At 48.6% G+C, this 14,465-nt stretch carries 16 protein-coding genes and 2 pseudogenes; 13 read left to right on the top strand and 5 right to left on the bottom strand.

All coding sequences use genetic code 11. From position 1 onward, the window contains the following. Positions 1–6: 6 nt before the first annotated feature. Complete coding sequence (locus ABZA00_RS02610) at positions 7–1,317, bottom strand: TolC family protein (protein WP_372880589.1); 1,311 nt, start codon at positions 1,315–1,317, stop codon at positions 7–9. Positions 1,318–1,494: 177 nt separating this feature from the next. Next, complete coding sequence (locus ABZA00_RS02605) at positions 1,495–1,854, bottom strand: hypothetical protein (protein WP_372880588.1); 360 nt, start codon at positions 1,852–1,854, stop codon at positions 1,495–1,497. Between the two features lie 228 nt (positions 1,855–2,082). On the opposite strand from ABZA00_RS02605, the gene dmeF reads away from it, so the two are divergent. Further along, positions 2,083–3,003 carry a CDF family Co(II)/Ni(II) efflux transporter DmeF gene (gene dmeF / locus ABZA00_RS02600; RefSeq protein ID WP_372880587.1) on the top strand — a complete coding sequence of 307 codons (921 nt, stop codon included), beginning with the start codon at positions 2,083–2,085 and terminating at the stop codon, positions 3,001–3,003. Between the two features lie 7 nt (positions 3,004–3,010). Continuing rightward, positions 3,011–3,427, top strand: a complete 417-nt coding sequence (locus ABZA00_RS02595) for a MarR family winged helix-turn-helix transcriptional regulator (protein ID WP_372880586.1) — start codon at positions 3,011–3,013, stop codon at positions 3,425–3,427. A 183-nt stretch (positions 3,428–3,610) separates the two neighbouring features. On the opposite strand, the pseudogene ABZA00_RS02590 reads toward ABZA00_RS02595, so the two are convergent. After that, positions 3,611–3,874: pseudogene (locus tag ABZA00_RS02590) on the bottom strand (hypothetical protein); the annotation flags it as partial. 201 nt (positions 3,875–4,075) lie between these two features. After that, a pseudogene (gene acnA, locus ABZA00_RS02585) lies at positions 4,076–4,501 on the bottom strand (aconitate hydratase); the annotation flags it as partial. Positions 4,502–5,106: 605 nt separating this feature from the next. Here acnA and ABZA00_RS02580 point away from each other — a divergent pair. From ABZA00_RS02580 to ABZA00_RS02535, 10 genes are all read left to right on the top strand, one after another. Then, positions 5,107–5,580 (top strand): Na+/H+ antiporter subunit E, encoded by a 474-nt coding sequence (locus tag ABZA00_RS02580; protein WP_372880585.1) that lies wholly within the window; start codon positions 5,107–5,109, stop codon positions 5,578–5,580. Between the two features lies 1 nt (position 5,581). Continuing rightward, positions 5,582–5,779 (top strand): hypothetical protein, encoded by a 198-nt coding sequence (locus ABZA00_RS02575; RefSeq protein WP_372880584.1) that lies wholly within the window; start codon positions 5,582–5,584, stop codon positions 5,777–5,779. 6 nt (positions 5,780–5,785) lie between these two features. Continuing rightward, positions 5,786–6,064 carry a monovalent cation/H+ antiporter complex subunit F gene (locus ABZA00_RS02570; protein ID WP_372880583.1) on the top strand — a complete coding sequence of 93 codons (279 nt, stop codon included), beginning with the start codon at positions 5,786–5,788 and terminating at the stop codon, positions 6,062–6,064. Then, positions 6,051–6,350, top strand: a complete 300-nt coding sequence (gene mnhG, locus ABZA00_RS02565; protein ID WP_372880582.1) for a monovalent cation/H(+) antiporter subunit G — start codon at positions 6,051–6,053, stop codon at positions 6,348–6,350. The genes ABZA00_RS02570 and mnhG overlap by 14 nt, the downstream gene beginning before the upstream one ends. Then, a complete protein-coding gene (locus ABZA00_RS02560) occupies positions 6,338–6,682 on the top strand; it encodes a Na(+)/H(+) antiporter subunit B (protein ID WP_372880581.1) in 345 nt (114 codons plus the stop codon). The genes mnhG and ABZA00_RS02560 overlap by 13 nt, the downstream gene beginning before the upstream one ends. A gap of 435 nt (positions 6,683–7,117) precedes the next feature. Beyond that, entirely contained in the window at positions 7,118–7,780 is a 663-nt protein-coding gene (locus tag ABZA00_RS02555; RefSeq protein WP_372880580.1) for a Na(+)/H(+) antiporter subunit B, read from the top strand. After that, entirely contained in the window at positions 7,777–8,085 is a 309-nt protein-coding gene (locus tag ABZA00_RS02550) for an NADH-quinone oxidoreductase subunit K (RefSeq protein ID WP_372880579.1), read from the top strand. Before ABZA00_RS02555 ends, ABZA00_RS02550 begins: the two co-directional genes overlap by 4 nt. 38 nt (positions 8,086–8,123) lie before the next feature. Continuing rightward, a complete protein-coding gene (locus ABZA00_RS02545) occupies positions 8,124–9,554 on the top strand; it encodes a complex I subunit 5 family protein (protein WP_372880578.1) in 1,431 nt (476 codons plus the stop codon). Next, a complete protein-coding gene (locus ABZA00_RS02540) occupies positions 9,551–11,050 on the top strand; it encodes a complex I subunit 5 family protein (protein ID WP_372880577.1) in 1,500 nt (499 codons plus the stop codon). Before ABZA00_RS02545 ends, ABZA00_RS02540 begins: the two co-directional genes overlap by 4 nt. Beyond that, positions 11,047–12,771 (top strand): complex I subunit 5 family protein, encoded by a 1,725-nt coding sequence (locus ABZA00_RS02535; RefSeq protein ID WP_372880576.1) that lies wholly within the window; start codon positions 11,047–11,049, stop codon positions 12,769–12,771. The genes ABZA00_RS02540 and ABZA00_RS02535 overlap by 4 nt, the downstream gene beginning before the upstream one ends. A gap of 170 nt (positions 12,772–12,941) precedes the next feature. Here ABZA00_RS02535 and ABZA00_RS02530 read toward each other — a convergent pair whose 3' ends face one another. Further along, on the bottom strand, positions 12,942–13,601 hold the full coding sequence (locus ABZA00_RS02530) for a 7-cyano-7-deazaguanine/7-aminomethyl-7-deazaguanine transporter (protein ID WP_372880575.1): 660 nt from the start codon (positions 13,599–13,601) through the stop codon (positions 12,942–12,944). 380 nt (positions 13,602–13,981) lie between these two features. On the opposite strand from ABZA00_RS02530, the gene ABZA00_RS02525 reads away from it, so the two are divergent. Further along, positions 13,982–14,465, top strand: a 484-nt coding sequence (locus ABZA00_RS02525) for a regulatory protein RecX (RefSeq protein WP_372880574.1), incomplete at its 3' end; no start/stop codon positions are given.

The raw sequence follows: 14,465 nt of genomic DNA, 5'->3' as shown, positions 1-14,465 counted from the left end.
TCCCTATTAAAGTGCCTGAAAGTAACGGATATTAGACAGGCTTTTAAGTCCGTCGAAGTACAGCTGCTGGTATTCCAGAGAGAGGTTCTGCTGGTGAATATAAGCATCAATCACTGTTTTGAAAGGACGCGTATTAGACTGATAACTTTGCTCTACCAGTTTTATATGTAATTGCCCCTGCTTGAGCAGGCTCTCCTGATAACGGTCCTGACGTTTTTTAATTTGCAGATAGTTGACAATTTCAGCCGTTAGCTGTGCATTGAGCTGACGCAGTAATAAACGGTGTTCAGCTTGTTTCTGGCCCTTTATCTGTTGCGCAGAGATAAGCTTCTGGTCCTGGCGTTTATCGGTAAATAACGGCACATCCATTGATACAAAGGCGCTTAACAGATCCGCTCTGGGCTCACCCATATCGGTCTCGCCTAATCTGTGACCATAACCTAACTCAACCTTAAAGGCGGGTTTGTAATCCTGCTCAGCCAGCCCGATATTGTTATCTGCGACTTTAATGTTTTGGACAAATGTTTCGACTTTGGGATGTTTACTGAGCAGCGCATAATGTTCACTGTTTTGTACATTCGGCGCATTTACATAAGAGAGCGTTTCCGGCCACTGCGGCGTGTCGCTGTGCAGTTCAGCGTAGGCTGATTGGCCAATCCACTCACTCAGCAGAGTGCGCTGATTGAGCGACTGCTGCCTTAACCCCGCAATTTTTTCATCAAATTTATTGATCTCAATTTCGGCAGCAATCAGATCTTCGTTATCGACAAGGCCGAGTGCAAACTGCGCTTGTAAATCGCGGTATAAACTGGAAAAAAGCTGTTTATTTTCGCTAACCAGAAGCAGCGATTTTTCAGCGAAGAGAATATTAAACCAGATCTGCTGCACCGTTTGCTTGACCTTTAACTGGCGGTCCAGCCCTTGAAAAACGCTGGCCTGCGACTGTTGCTCAAACCCCTGCTGAGCAAGTTGCCGCTGAGAACCACGGCTGAATTGCTGCGACAGGCCCACTGTGATTTGGGTCATAGGGTCCTGATCCAAAGCAAAGCTGTCCGTCGGCACGTTGGCCATCCCCACTCTTATCATCGGATCGGCAAGCGTTGAGGCTGCGGTCCCCTGGGCGATTAGTGCTGCCTGCTGGCTTTGATATATCTGCTGCCCGGGGTCAGACTGGAGCGCTATCTGCTCAGCTTCAGCGAGGGTAATGGGCGCGGCAAAAAGGTTAAAACTAAACAGTAAAGTCAGGCCAAAAAGATGCTTAAAGGCCAAACGGTTAAATAGGTGTTGGCTTAATAAAAAACAGTAAATGCTTTTCATAGTTCTTTCCTTGCATAGCCTCCTGCTCATCAGCAAGCTTCTGGTTTTCAAAAGAAAACAGCGCAATAGATGCTAAAGATTGGCAGTGGCTAAAAATAAATTAATCTTTGTTCTGCATAAACAGGTCATACGATGACCAACAATCAAAACGTTAACTCCGCGACAGGGAGTAAAAAATTAACTTAAAAAAGGAGGCCGGTATAAAGATTCAGGGAAGTAATGCGGGGAGAGCGGTATTCCGTGTTGATAAGCGAGTAACGACTGAGGCTGCATCACCTTGTGTTCATGGTCAACAAAGTACAGCACAGAGACGACAGTCATCATCTCGCAATCACTTTGGCAATCCATGCTCTGCGACATTTCGCCGCTACAGTCTGCTTTTTCCATCACCATATGGGCATTACCTGCAGTTGCAGACATATCACAATGGATCATAGCAGCGTTTTCACTTTCTAACACAGGTGCAAATGCCGTCACTTTCTGAGTGAAAGTTAACAGTATCGTAAGCATCAGCATTAACGTGAAAAAGCGTTTCATATACTACAAATCGACAGAACAAAGGATAAAAACAGATTAAGCCATGCCCTTAGGGCAAGGTCAAGCATGGAATAGTGATTTTATGCTGACGGGACGACACCTGACACAACATCAGCGCCATTCGTGAAGCAACACCAGGTTACGGACTGAAAAATATTTACCTTGACGATCAAACTAAATAAAATTAAACTTGTTTGACTATCAAACTAAGCTAGACAAGGAAGATAAATGGACGCTCATACTCTACAAAAATGGCAGCATAACCATGACTTTACCAACCATAACCAGCGCGGTGAGCGGCGAGCTTATTACGTGCTTATCCTTACTGTCGTTACCATGGTAATAGAAATTGCAGCTGGAACACTGTATGGTTCAATGGCATTGCTGGCAGACGGATGGCATATGGGCACTCATGCCGTTGCATTTTTGATCACCATTTTTGCCTATCAGTATGCCCGCAAGCATGCCAGCAACGAATCCTTTACCTTCGGTACCGGCAAAGCCAGTGTTTTGGGAGGATTTAGCAGTGCTATCGCCCTTGGATTAGTTGCTCTCATTATGCTTGGTGAATCAATTCACCGCTTAATGTCACCACAGGAAATTCAATTTAATGAGGCTATTCTGGTCGCAGTGATTGGCCTGTCTGTTAATATTATCAGTGTCTTTTTACTTAAAGAGGATGATCACCATCACCATGCGCATGATCACGAACATCACCATGACCACAATCTGAAGGCGGCCTACTTTCATGTTTTAGCCGATGCACTGACGTCACTGCTCGCAATCGTTGCGCTGGTTGCCGGAAAATACTGGGGCTGGAACTGGGTGGATGCTTTAATGGGGATTGTCGGGTCAGTGATCATTACCCGATGGGCTATTGGCCTGATCAAACAAACCGGTCCTATTCTATTAGACGCAAGCATTACGCCTGAATATCAAAAGCAGATAATCAGCACCCTGGAAATCCAAGATAACAATAAAGTCAGTGATATCCACATCTGGAAAATCAGTGCCGATCACTATGCTGCAATGATCTCATTAGTGTCACAGGCACCAAAACCGGTAGAACATTACAAACAATTACTGGAAAAATTTGATAAAATTGATCATCTCACCATTGAAGTAAACCACTGTGCGGAGATACGTTAAGTCGCCTATGAAAGAACTTGAAAAGCTGAACCATTGTATCATCGAATTTTACGACAAACTTTCTTCCTGGGAACAGTCCGTCGTAAAAGATAAACATTTCTCACTTGCGCAAACCCATACCATTGAGGTCTTGGGTAGCCACGGTGCAATGCGCATGAAAGAGCTCGCGAGCAGATTAGGAATAACGACAGGCACATTGACTGTGCAGGTCGACAAGCTGGTAAATGCAGGCTTTATTGAGCGCCGCCCGCACCACTCGGATCGGCGCTCTATTCTGGTTGACCTGACCGCTACCGGCAAAGCGTTTTACCGGGAGCACGATGATCTGCACCTTGCCCTCACGCAGGATCTTACCGCTAATTTAGATGAACAAGAACGTGCAATACTGCTTAAGTGTCTGGCAAAAATGAACGCGGAGTTCTAACTGATATTTTAAAGCTGTCGATCAAGGCAAAGTGATACTGTCATTATGCCTGCAAGAAACAACATTTCACCCGCACAATTCCCGTTTTCCTGCATAAAGTGTATTTTACCATTCAAAAAACGCCCAGCTGCGGGCGTAAGGTGCTTTATAGTTTGAGCTCATTAACGACCGGGATAACAGCCTTTACGATGACATCTCCAGCATATTGCGAATAACGTAAGACAATATTCCGCCATTTGAGAAGTAGTCGAACTCATTGGCGGTATCAATCCTCACATCAAACTCAATATCCTTTTTATTCGCATCGCTCTCAACCTGCACCACCAGCTGCTTCTGCCCAGCACCAACCGCAGGTATGGAAAATAGCTCATGTCCTGATAAGCCATGCGACTCAGCACTTTCACCCGGCTTAAACTGCAGTGGCAATATCCCCATGCCAATTAAATTAACCTCAACTCTGGATAATGGAATCGAAATCACCTTTAGTATCAACACATTAAAGATTTGCATTATACAGTGCTGTTAGTTTTGTGTAGTTCAAGGCAAATCATCGAAGCAATAGCTGGCTATTGGGAAATGATTTAACGCAGAAATACGCGAAAATAACGGTGCTGTATCGATTTGCTTATCCAGAATTGAGGTTAAATTAGAGCGATGTATGCGTTCATAACTTTCTGCCATAACGACTTTAACGCCAAGCAATGCCGGACCTTTAGCTGCCCAGTCGCGACTGGAGCCCGTGCCGTACTCTTTACCCGCCAATACAACGGTACTTACGTTATCCTGTTGGTATCTCATTGCTGCATCAAAAATCGACATCTGCTGATTTGAAGGATAATGGGTTGTGGCACTGCCGGTTGTACCCGGTGCCAATTGATTTTTTAGCCTGACGTTGGCAAAAGTACCGCGCATCATTACCTCATGATTACCGCGGCGGGAACCATAGGAGTTAAAATCTTTTTCATCTACCCCCTGATCACGTAAATACTCAGCCGCCGGGCTGTCAGCTGCAATTGAGCCGGCAGGAGAAATATGGTCAGTAGTAATACTGTCTTCCACTTTCACCAGGCAGCGCCTTCCTAAGAACCCTACGTGCAATTTTCACTGCATACAGCTCAAGCCTCCACATAGTGTATAACGTTACCCAGCAACCCTTCTCTGGTTGATTTTGTAATGCACATTCGAAGCTTTACTCGATCATGGAAGAGTATTATGCGTTAAATTTTCTAGCGTTAGCCCCACTAGATCTTCAAAAATTTGCCTTACCTGCGACTATTTGGGCTCTCGCTGGTGCTGTTTTTTTTAAACTATATGGCGATCTGGCTATTACAAACACTTCAAAGGAAACTGCGCCTCAAAGTAACATTTTGTAAAGGGCTTTATTCTTCCTATACTCATAATGGCTTTGCTGCAATTTTTTCTCACCCACGATGCGGCGATGAAGCGGTTGTTTGGCAGCCCGCAACTGGCACTTGTAGAGTTGACACGGATTCTGGCGGGGGAGTAATCATTCACCATGTGATTGGCACAAATAATCGGTTGTCTAGTCGCATCGAAAATGAGGAGGACAACTAAATGAACGCATTCCCGATTTTCACCGAGATAATGCTGCTATCGGCTGATGTCGTCAGTAAAGCAGCTGATCGCCTGTTACTAAACGTTACTCAGGTTATGCCACAATGATAGCAATGCGTGTGGCTTTATACTCTCTCATCTGGTGGGTACTCACTAATGGTGATGCATCGTCCTGGTGGTTCGGTGTGCCGGCAGTAGTATTCGCCGTGATAGCTAGTATGACGCTTACCTCGCCATTGCCTTTGGTCTGGAGTGCATGGTTTAGTTTTGTGCCGTTTTTCTTTATTCGCTCCCTGATGGGAGGAATAGACGTGGCTTTAAGGGCCTGTCACCCGCGCTTGCCAATTGCACCAGATCTAATTGAATACCCCCTGAGATTGCCGCCGGGATTGGCGCAAGTGGTTATGGTGAATACCGTAAGTTTACTGCCTGGTACATTATCCACAGAGTTGAGTCCGGGTGTATTGAAGGTACATGTACTTGATGGTGAAGGTGAGCGCTTGCAAATGACACTGCTAGCGATTGAACAACACGTGGCGAGGATGTTTGCTGTGCATTTGAATAATGGAGGTGAATAATATGAAGGTATTTCAAAATATTTTGAGCGTAATGGGAGCAGGTGAAGATTGTGAGCCCGTTCTGACACGTGCTGTGATGCTGACGGAGAATAATCAGGCCAGCTTGACGGTTATCGACGAGGTTCTGAACCGGCTCGACTATTCTGTATTCGCGTTCAAGCCCTCTGAATTTTCAACACCGCTCATACTGGACGAGTGAGCCAGTATGGAAAGCTTTTATCTCGCACTGGCGATATTTCTGCTACTGAATCTGTTCGCAGGGATGTGGCGTGTACTGCGTGGCCCGACAGCTCCCGACCGTATGCTGGCGGTACAGTTATTCGGCACTACTGCGGTGGCAGTGTTACTCCTGCTCGCACAAGTGTTTGGCAACGCAGCCCTTCTCGATGTAGCGTTGGTCTTCGCCCTGCTGGCAGCAGTGACAGCCGTGGCGTTTGTGCGACTCACCCGGTCAAACGAGGAGATCGAACATGATACTGAGTGACTACCTGTCATTGATTTTACTTACCCTTGGAGCCATTTTCTTTCTGGCTGGCACTCTGGGCTTGCTGCGTTTTCCGGATATTTATACCAGGCTTCATGCATTAACCAAGGCCGACAACGTCGGTTTAAGTCTCTTGATAGCAGGCCTCGCCGTGCAGGCTGAATCATGGGCCATCGTGGGTAAATTATTCCTGATCTGGTTATTGGTAGTACTTGCAGGGGCCAGTGTTTCCCACTTGATTGCCAGGAGTGCTTTGCACAGAGGGATACGCATATGGAGGCGTTAAACCTGCTGCAATGGTTTTTTGATATCCTGCTGGGATTTGGCTTATTGTGGTTGGCCTGGCGGACATTGAGCAGTCCAGATTTGTTCAAGGCCATCGTGTTGTTTGTCGCTTTTGGACTGCTGATGGCCTTGGCCTGGGCGCGGCTGAATGCGACTGACGTTGCATTGGCTGAAGCGGCCATCGGTGCGGGGCTAACCGGGGCGTTGTTGTTGGCGGCTCTGGCTCGACTTCGGGATATCTGTATGGCTTCATCTGACAGTGATGATATTCAATCCCACACTGACAATCTTTCAAATGATGATCTTAAAAAAGGCAAAAAGAAAGATGATTGAGTATCTGCATAAGTTTGAACGCATCGTTGCCAGTACATTGATCGTGATACTGGTTGTGATGTTTTTTTTAACATTGACCGAACGCGGCTGGATTCTGATTCAATATCTATTGAAGCAACCACTATTCATTTTCGAAATTAGAGAGTTACTGGAGATATTTGCTTTTGTCTCCTCGTGCTCATCGTTCTTAAATTGTGAGATAACATCAAATGTTATTATTTTGTAGGCTGAATCAATCTCAAAATAATTTTTATTGTCGCTCTGATGCTCCCGGCTGCAAGAGCATCATTTCAGAGCCTGATAAATTTAGTGGACTGATAGTTTCCGGTATTGACGTCATTATTATTGCTCTTGTCGCAGAGTTCATTGTTGTTTGTATGGAATATTTCACTGTTCAGCACCGTCGGACGAAACAGCTCCCTTCAGAGGTTTGCTATGGATAAAAATCGTTGCTTGCTGTTACCGTTATTACTGGTACTCGCTATGGGTATAGGTTATGCGGTACTGTCGTTACCTGACCATGCGGACGGTCTTCAGAAAGTTGTAGCCGTTAAAATGGAAGTGAGCGGCGTATCCAACCCGGTCACCGCGGTGCTGCTCAACTTTCGCGGTTACGACACACTGTTGGAGATGGCCGTGCTGTTGCTTGCGCTGCTCGGGTGCTGGTCACTTGCAGGTTCATCTCTACAGGTCGGGCCTGCTTCTGGCCCTGTACTCGACACCTTTGCGCGGTTACTGTCGCCGCTATTGATCCTGATGGCCGCCTACTTGCTGTGGTCCGGCTCCCATGCACCGGGGGGCGCTTTCCAGGCCGGGGCGGTTTTAGGGGCTGCGGGAGTCCTGCAGTTACTAGCAGGTTGGCGACTCCGTCCCTGCCTGACTCAGATACTACTGCGGCTCGCACTAATCGCAGGGCTTGCTGCATTCATTACCATTGCCCTGTTGATGCTATTTTTGGAAGGAAGGGTTTTGCAATATCCCCCGGATCAGGCTGGCATCCTGATCCTGATTCTCGAAACTGTGGCGACCCTTTCTATCGGCGTGACTCTGGCCGCCCTGTTTCTGGGTGGCCAGCAAGAGCAAAAGGATAAACAATGAACGCCGCATTTTTTTATGCCCTGGTGGGGGTGGGACTGTTTTGTACCGGGTTATATGCCCTGATTGTATACGCTCATCTGTTGCGTAAGATCCTGGCGCTCAACATCATGGGCAGCGGGATCTTCCTGGTGCTGGTTGCGCTGGCAAAGCGAACCGGAGGTATGGCTGCGGATCCTGTTCCTCTTGCCATGGTGATTACCGGCATCGTGGTGACCGTATCGGCAACGGCATTGGCACTTACCTTAATGTTGAGGCTAGCCGCAAAAACCGGACGTGCCGAGCTTCCCGAAGAAAGAAGAGAGTAACAGCCATGAGAGAGGCTCTCTTGAATATTCCTTGGGGCGTGGCCTTGATCTTGCTTCCGCTGGCGGGCGGTATAGCCTGTTTCCTCTGGCAGACAGTAACAACAATAGTCGGGCTGATTATCTTGTCTGCTGTCGTTATCTCGGTTGCAGGACTGGCTTGGCAAATGATGGAAAGCGGCGTCTATCGCCACGCCGTGGGCGGCTGGAATGCGCCGCTTGGCATCGACCTCTATGCTGATGGACTGAGCCTGCTGATGTTGACGGTGACAGCTCTGGTTGGGCTTTGCATCAGTATCTACTCCACAGGCTATTTTGAACCTAAACGCTCAGCCCGATTCTGGCCACTCTGGCTGTTTCTGCTGGCTGCACTAAATGCGCTGTTTCTGTCAGCGGATATTTTCAATCTCTACGTCACTCTGGAGCTGATGGGCCTGGCCGCCGTAGCATTGACGGCCCTGAGTGGCGACAAGGATGCCTTGACCGGAGCGATGCGCTACCTGCTGGCCACTCTGCTCGGCTCTCTAGCCTATTTGTTTGGCGTCGGACTGTTGTACCACGGCTTTGGCAGCATTGATATTGCGATCCTTGCTCAGCGGGTTGAATCAATACCAATAACCTGGGCTGCATTTGGGTTAATGAGCACAGGACTAATCCTGAAGTCCGCACTTTTTCCTTTTCATTTCTGGCTACCGCCTGCGCATGCCAGTGCGCCGGCTCCGGTCAGTGCAGTTCTCTCTGCGCTAGTAGTGAAGGCCTCTTTTTATCTCCTGCTACGTCTGTGGCTGGAAATCTTCAAACCGCTCGGTGCTGAGGGCGTAGAAAGTCTGCTTGGCTTGTTGGGCGCTATCGCCGTGCTATGGGGCTCCTTGCTGGCTCTAATGCAAACCCGCTTGAAATTGCTAATTGCATACTCAACGGTGGCTCAAATCGGCTACCTATTTATTGCTTTTTCGCTGGCTGCGAGTAACAGTGTTACTGCCTGGTACGCGGCTGCCTACCTGACGTTATCTCATGCATTGGCCAAAGCGGCTATGTTTCTGTCTGCGGGTAATCTGTTACATTTTGCTGGCCAGGATCGTATCGCAGATCTGGACCGGGCAGTACAACGCCTACCGCTCTCTGTGACTGCATTTGCACTGGCCGGGGTAAGCATCATGGGGATTCCACCAAGCGGTGGTTTTATCGGTAAATGGTTGCTGCTTGAAGCTGCTATACAGCAAAGCCGATGGGGCATGGTTGCAATCATTTTACTCGGTGGCCTACTGGCAGCAGGCTATATCTTTAAGGTGCTGGGGCATGCCTTTACCCAAGTTACTGTAGCACCCGATTCACCAATACCTTCAGCACTGATGCAGTGGACAGCCTTGCTGCTGGCCTGCGCAGCAATCCTGTTAGGATTTCTAGCTCCTCAAGTTTTATCACTGCTTGTTATCGGCGATCCATTTTCCACCCGTGAGGTGACATTATGAACTGGGATGCATGGATTCCACTGCTGGTCGTCGCAATTTCATTGTTACTCAGTCTGATCATCTTCAGCCTGGCAGAGGACAGTGTGCGCCTGCGCACGATGCTCAACCTGTTTGGCAACTTTGCCACACTTGCGCTGGTTATCTGGATGTTTGTGCGCGTCTATCATGGCCATGTTTTTGAAACGCGCCTGCCATTGCTGGCGGATCTTGATCTGGTACTGCGTGCCGATCCGCTAGCCTTGCTGTTTGTCGGCCTCTCCAGTGGATTGTGGCTACTGACCACCATCTACGCTATTGGTTACCTGAAAGGTTCACCCAACCGCAGTCGTTTCTTCGGCTTTTTCAGCCTGTGCGTCACGGCCACCACAGGTGTCGCTCTTTCCGGTAATTTGCTCTCTTTCCTGCTGTTTTACGAACTGTTGACGTTATCGGCCTATCCATTGATTGTGCACCACGGCACCGCAAAGGCCTACCGGGCCGGGCAGAGTTACCTCGCCTACACACTTTGTGGGGGAGCCTTACTTTTGTTGGGTACAGTGTGGCTTTATACGCTCACGGATACGCTGGAATTTACGCCGCAGGGGTTTATCCACGGCTTGAACGAAGAATCTCGGTTTTCCTTGGTATCTATTTTTGTTTTGCTGATCGCCGGACTGGGCGTGAAGGCCGCGCTTGTACCATTGCATAGCTGGCTGCCTACAGCTATGGTTGCCCCGGCCCCCGTCAGCGCCCTGCTGCATGCTGTGGCGGTGGTCAAGGCGGGAGCATTTGGTATTGTCCGTGTGATTTATGATGTTTTTGGAGCAGAGCGGGCTGCACTTCTTGGCCTTACCCTACCCCTTGCACTGCTAGCAGCTGTGACGATTATCTACGGATCTTTGCGGGCGCTGTTTCAGGATGATTTAAAGCGCAGGCTCGCCTTCTCTACAGTCAGCCAGGTTTCCTATATCGTACTGGGTGTGGCTATCGCCGGCCCGATCGCCACCATCGGCGGCCTGGTACATTTAGTGCATCAAGGCTTAATGAAAATTACTCTGTTCTTCTGCGCGGGTAATCTGGCGAAAACACTAGGTATTCATAAAGTAAGCGAGATGAACGGTGTGGGACGGCGCATGCCCTGGACGATGACGGCCTTTACTATCGGAGCCCTTGGCATGATCGGAATCCCCCCGACGGCCGGTTTCATTAGCAAGTGGTATCTCGGTCTCGGGGCCTTAGAAGCAGGCCAGGAGTGGGTGATCATTGTACTGCTTAGCAGCAGTCTACTCAACGCAGCCTATTTTCTGCCAGCTCTGCATCGTATCTGGTTTCAGTCTCCACCGGATGCCTGGCCAGATGAACACGATATCGGCAACAAAGAGACCGCCTGGGCGCTGCTGTTGCCACCGGTTGTAACTGCCGTGATGGCCGTTACCGCGGGTCTGCTGGCAACAGCACCATTCAGTCCTCTGGAGTGGGTACAGCTAATTGCAGAACGGGAGTTTTATCAGCCATGAATATGATGCCCTCAGGTGGTTTGCTGTTGCTAGCTGTCGGGTGGCCACTGTTTCTGACGTTACTGCTGGTCTTCAAGAGAATACGCCCTGTGGTGCTGCATCTGGCGTCTTGGGCAGCACTGCCGGCGTTGCTGGCCAGCCTGCTCGTGGCGCCATCCGGGATGCGCTGGCATCTGCCTTGGATGATGCTTGGCAGCGAGCTGGGACTGGACACAATAGGGCAGATGTTCCTGCTGCCGGCGGCGCTGTTATGGACAGTTTCAGGGCGCTATGCCCGAGCTTATTTCCTCAAACAAGAGCAACGTACTCGCTTTTATCTGTTTTTCCTGCCGGCCATGGGGGGTAACTTCGCTTTGATCCTGGCTCAGGAGCTACAAGGCTTCTATTTGGGTTTTACCTTGATGAGTTTTGCCTCCTATGGCTTAGTCATTTTCAACGGCACTACTGCTGCCCTGCTAGCTGGACGAGTTTATATCGGTTTTGTGGTCGCGGGCGAGGTAATGCTGTTCGCCTCATTAATATTAGCAACGTATGCCACTGGTAGCACAACTTTCGATGTTGTACGTATCGGTCTCATCGACGCAGATAACCGGGAAATTGTAATCCTGCTGGCTTTAGCCGGTTTCGCCATCAAGGTAGGCGTTTTTGGCCTGCACGTTTGGTTGCCTCTGGCGCATCCGGTAGCGCCAGCGCCGGCCAGTGCTGTTCTATCTGGCGCCATGCTCAAAGCCGGGTTGTTAGGTTGGTTGCGACTGCTACCATTGGGTGAAGTCGCCCTGCCCGAGTGGGGCGGGGTTATCATCGTTGCAGGGCTAACCTCCGCTTTTTACGGCGTCGTAATAGGAGTGATGCAGCGCGATCCAAAAATCCTGCTGGCCTATTCCAGTATCAGTCAGATGGGCATAATAACTATGACGATGGGGCTGGGAATGCTTGCCCCGCAGGCCTGGCCGAACATTCTGCCGGGTATCGCTTTTTATGCCCTGCACCACGGCCTGAGCAAAGGTGCGCTATTTTTGGGGGTCGGTATTGCCGGTAGCCAGGATCGCCTGCAGCGGCGTTGGATCTGGTTTGCTTTATGGCTGCCCGCGTTGGCCTTAGCCGGGGCACCCTGGACCAGCGGCATGCTAGTCAAACATCTCGTAAAAGCTTATACCTTCTATGCTCCGACGCCCTGGAATACACTGTTATTGATGCTGCTATTGGCCAGCACTGTTGCCACTTCGCTGCTTATGGTGAGGCTGCTATATCTGCTTCGACCGTCCGCCAACCCAATGGGGTTGGCTCCCGCTGCGGGGCTTGTATGGCCCTGGGTGGTGCTGCTTCTAACCATCCTCTTTGCCCCCTGGTGGCTAAGGCCTTCGTCAGTTCAAGCTGGGTACATGCAGGCGCTCGAGAGTCTCTGGCCCATTCTGTTAGCGTATTTTGTGGCCATGGTCGTGTTGCGGATGGGCTGGTTCCTGTCGGTGCAACCAGTGTCAGCAGATGATCTGCAGCTATTTTTAACGCGCAGCGTGAAGTCACTGTGCCGTATGGGCATAAACTGGGCCGGTATTAGATATACTGTCAGTGAAGTACAACGGCGCAACCGGGTTAGATTAATAAATATGGTTGCTGTTGTCATGGCGAGAATAAAATGGGCCGAGGACTACATTGCTTGCTGGGATGTGGCAATATTTCTCGTGGTGGTGATGATACTGGGTATGGGGCTAATGGCATAGAAGCCCCTGAGCAGAGCATAGGGCTAAATGTTAGTAATCCGCACAGCGAAGATTATAAATCGAACAGGGTTAACTTTCTATATGTTCGCATCTGCTGATGCTGTTTTAGAAGAAATATCAGAGATAGGTACTGCGGGTATTTTTATAGCAAAGATACCCGCAGAAAAAAGTCAAGCGAAACGCTTTTGTGCCGGTGATTGCACCAGTTTGCGTTCAAGCACTTTGAGCAGGACACCATAAGCGGGTAAAAACAGACCTAAACTTACAATCAGTTTAAAAGCATAATCAACGGTGGCGATCTCAGGCCAATGTTCAGCCATAAACAGATCATTGGACGCATAAAAGGCGAATCCAAAAAATACAACGGTATCAACCAGATTACCAATCACCGTTGAACATGCCGGTGCAACCCACCAGGAGCGGGTTTTACGTAATGTTGCAAATACTTTGATATCCATTAACTGACCAACAAAATATGCCGCAAAACTGGCAAATGCGATCCGCAATACAAAGGTATTTAATTCCACTAGCGCGCTTGCACCTTGAAATCCGCCCTGCTGGAAAAGCACCCCGATCACATAGGAAATTAAAAACGCCGGCAGCATCGCTTTAACGATTATTTTTCTCGCCGCCGCCTGACCAAAAATTCTGACCGTTAAATCTGTTGCCAGATAAACAAACGGGAAACTGAATGCCCCCCATGTGGTGTGGAAACCAAAGATGGTAAAGGGTAACTGCACGAGGTAATTACTGGCGCTGATAATTAAAATATGGAGGCTCACCAATACGAAAAGTGCACGGCGAATTTGATCTGCTGTTAGAGATAACATGATTTGACCTTTTTAGTTATAAAAAATGTGCGGGGTGAGGGAACCCGCTATTAAATTGTGTTTTACTGCTATTTGTTTTCCAAGCTACCTGACGATGCAGATTCAGGTAGCTTGGGAATATATTAGAAATTCAATTCTAACTTTTTCACCCCGATGGAACCCTAATCGGGGGCGCATATTATAAATAAATTTTCCTCAGGAGCAATACCAAATCGCTACAAAATCAGACAATCTGCACTGTATCTCCGTGTCAACCTCAATCCTTAAACCAACCGTTATTTGATAAAAACAGTGATTATTTTGCCCCAAGCCCTGTTTTGCCGTTATGATAGAAATCCTTAATCGGGTAATAACACTCTATTCATCAGTTTCAGGAAAACATGTCATTTAATAAACCCATCAAACCCGCCACTAATATCGAAGGTGTTCGCCGCTCTGCCCTCTGGCATCTGGGACGACGTGACCATAGTGAAAACGAGTTACGTGAAAAAATCGGCCGTAAAACCGACAATCAGCAATGGATTGATACAGTCATTAACGAATGTATTAACTATGGTTATCTTAATGATGCGCGCTTTGTGGAAAATTTTATCCGCTCGTCACAAAACAAAGGATTCGGCAGCAAACGCATTAAAGCTGATCTGAAACGCAAAGGGATCCCTGCTGAAACGCTTTTCCAGGCCTTTGCAGAAGATCAGCATGATTATCAACAGGGCGCAGCCTCCCTGCTCTCAGGAAAATACAGACAGCGAATTGGCAACCCGTATCTGAAACAAAAAGCGATGATTTACCTGCAGAATAAAGGGCATGAATTAGATGATATAAATAACGCCATCGATATTCACAATCGAGCCTACCCTGAGG

This window comes from Psychromonas sp. (assembly GCF_041586535.1).
Classification (GTDB): domain Bacteria; phylum Pseudomonadota; class Gammaproteobacteria; order Enterobacterales; family Psychromonadaceae; genus Psychromonas.
This window is presented reverse-complemented; position numbering and strand designations above follow the sequence as displayed.

Bases quoted from the DNA above. Each gene is read 5' to 3' on its own strand.
- ABZA00_RS02580 (WP_372880585.1), top strand. From the start codon at position 5,107: ATGATAGCAATGCGTGTGGCTTTATACTCTCTCATCTGGTGGGTACTC.
- ABZA00_RS02570 (WP_372880583.1), top strand. From the start codon at position 5,786: ATGGAAAGCTTTTATCTCGCACTGGCGATATTTCTGCTACTGAATCTG.
- ABZA00_RS02550 (WP_372880579.1), top strand. From the start codon at position 7,777: ATGAACGCCGCATTTTTTTATGCCCTGGTGGGGGTGGGACTGTTTTGT.
- dmeF (WP_372880587.1), top strand. From the start codon at position 2,083: ATGGACGCTCATACTCTACAAAAATGGCAGCATAACCATGACTTTACC.
- ABZA00_RS02595 (WP_372880586.1), top strand. From the start codon at position 3,011: ATGAAAGAACTTGAAAAGCTGAACCATTGTATCATCGAATTTTACGAC.
- ABZA00_RS02535 (WP_372880576.1), top strand. From the start codon at position 11,047: ATGAATATGATGCCCTCAGGTGGTTTGCTGTTGCTAGCTGTCGGGTGG.
- mnhG (WP_372880582.1), top strand. From the start codon at position 6,051: ATGATACTGAGTGACTACCTGTCATTGATTTTACTTACCCTTGGAGCC.
- ABZA00_RS02575 (WP_372880584.1), top strand. From the start codon at position 5,582: ATGAAGGTATTTCAAAATATTTTGAGCGTAATGGGAGCAGGTGAAGAT.
- ABZA00_RS02530 (WP_372880575.1), bottom strand. From the start codon at position 13,601: ATGTTATCTCTAACAGCAGATCAAATTCGCCGTGCACTTTTCGTATTG.
- ABZA00_RS02610 (WP_372880589.1), bottom strand. From the start codon at position 1,317: ATGAAAAGCATTTACTGTTTTTTATTAAGCCAACACCTATTTAACCGT.
- ABZA00_RS02540 (WP_372880577.1), top strand. From the start codon at position 9,551: ATGAACTGGGATGCATGGATTCCACTGCTGGTCGTCGCAATTTCATTG.
- ABZA00_RS02605 (WP_372880588.1), bottom strand. From the start codon at position 1,854: ATGAAACGCTTTTTCACGTTAATGCTGATGCTTACGATACTGTTAACT.
- ABZA00_RS02555 (WP_372880580.1), top strand. From the start codon at position 7,118: ATGGATAAAAATCGTTGCTTGCTGTTACCGTTATTACTGGTACTCGCT.
- ABZA00_RS02560 (WP_372880581.1), top strand. From the start codon at position 6,338: ATGGAGGCGTTAAACCTGCTGCAATGGTTTTTTGATATCCTGCTGGGA.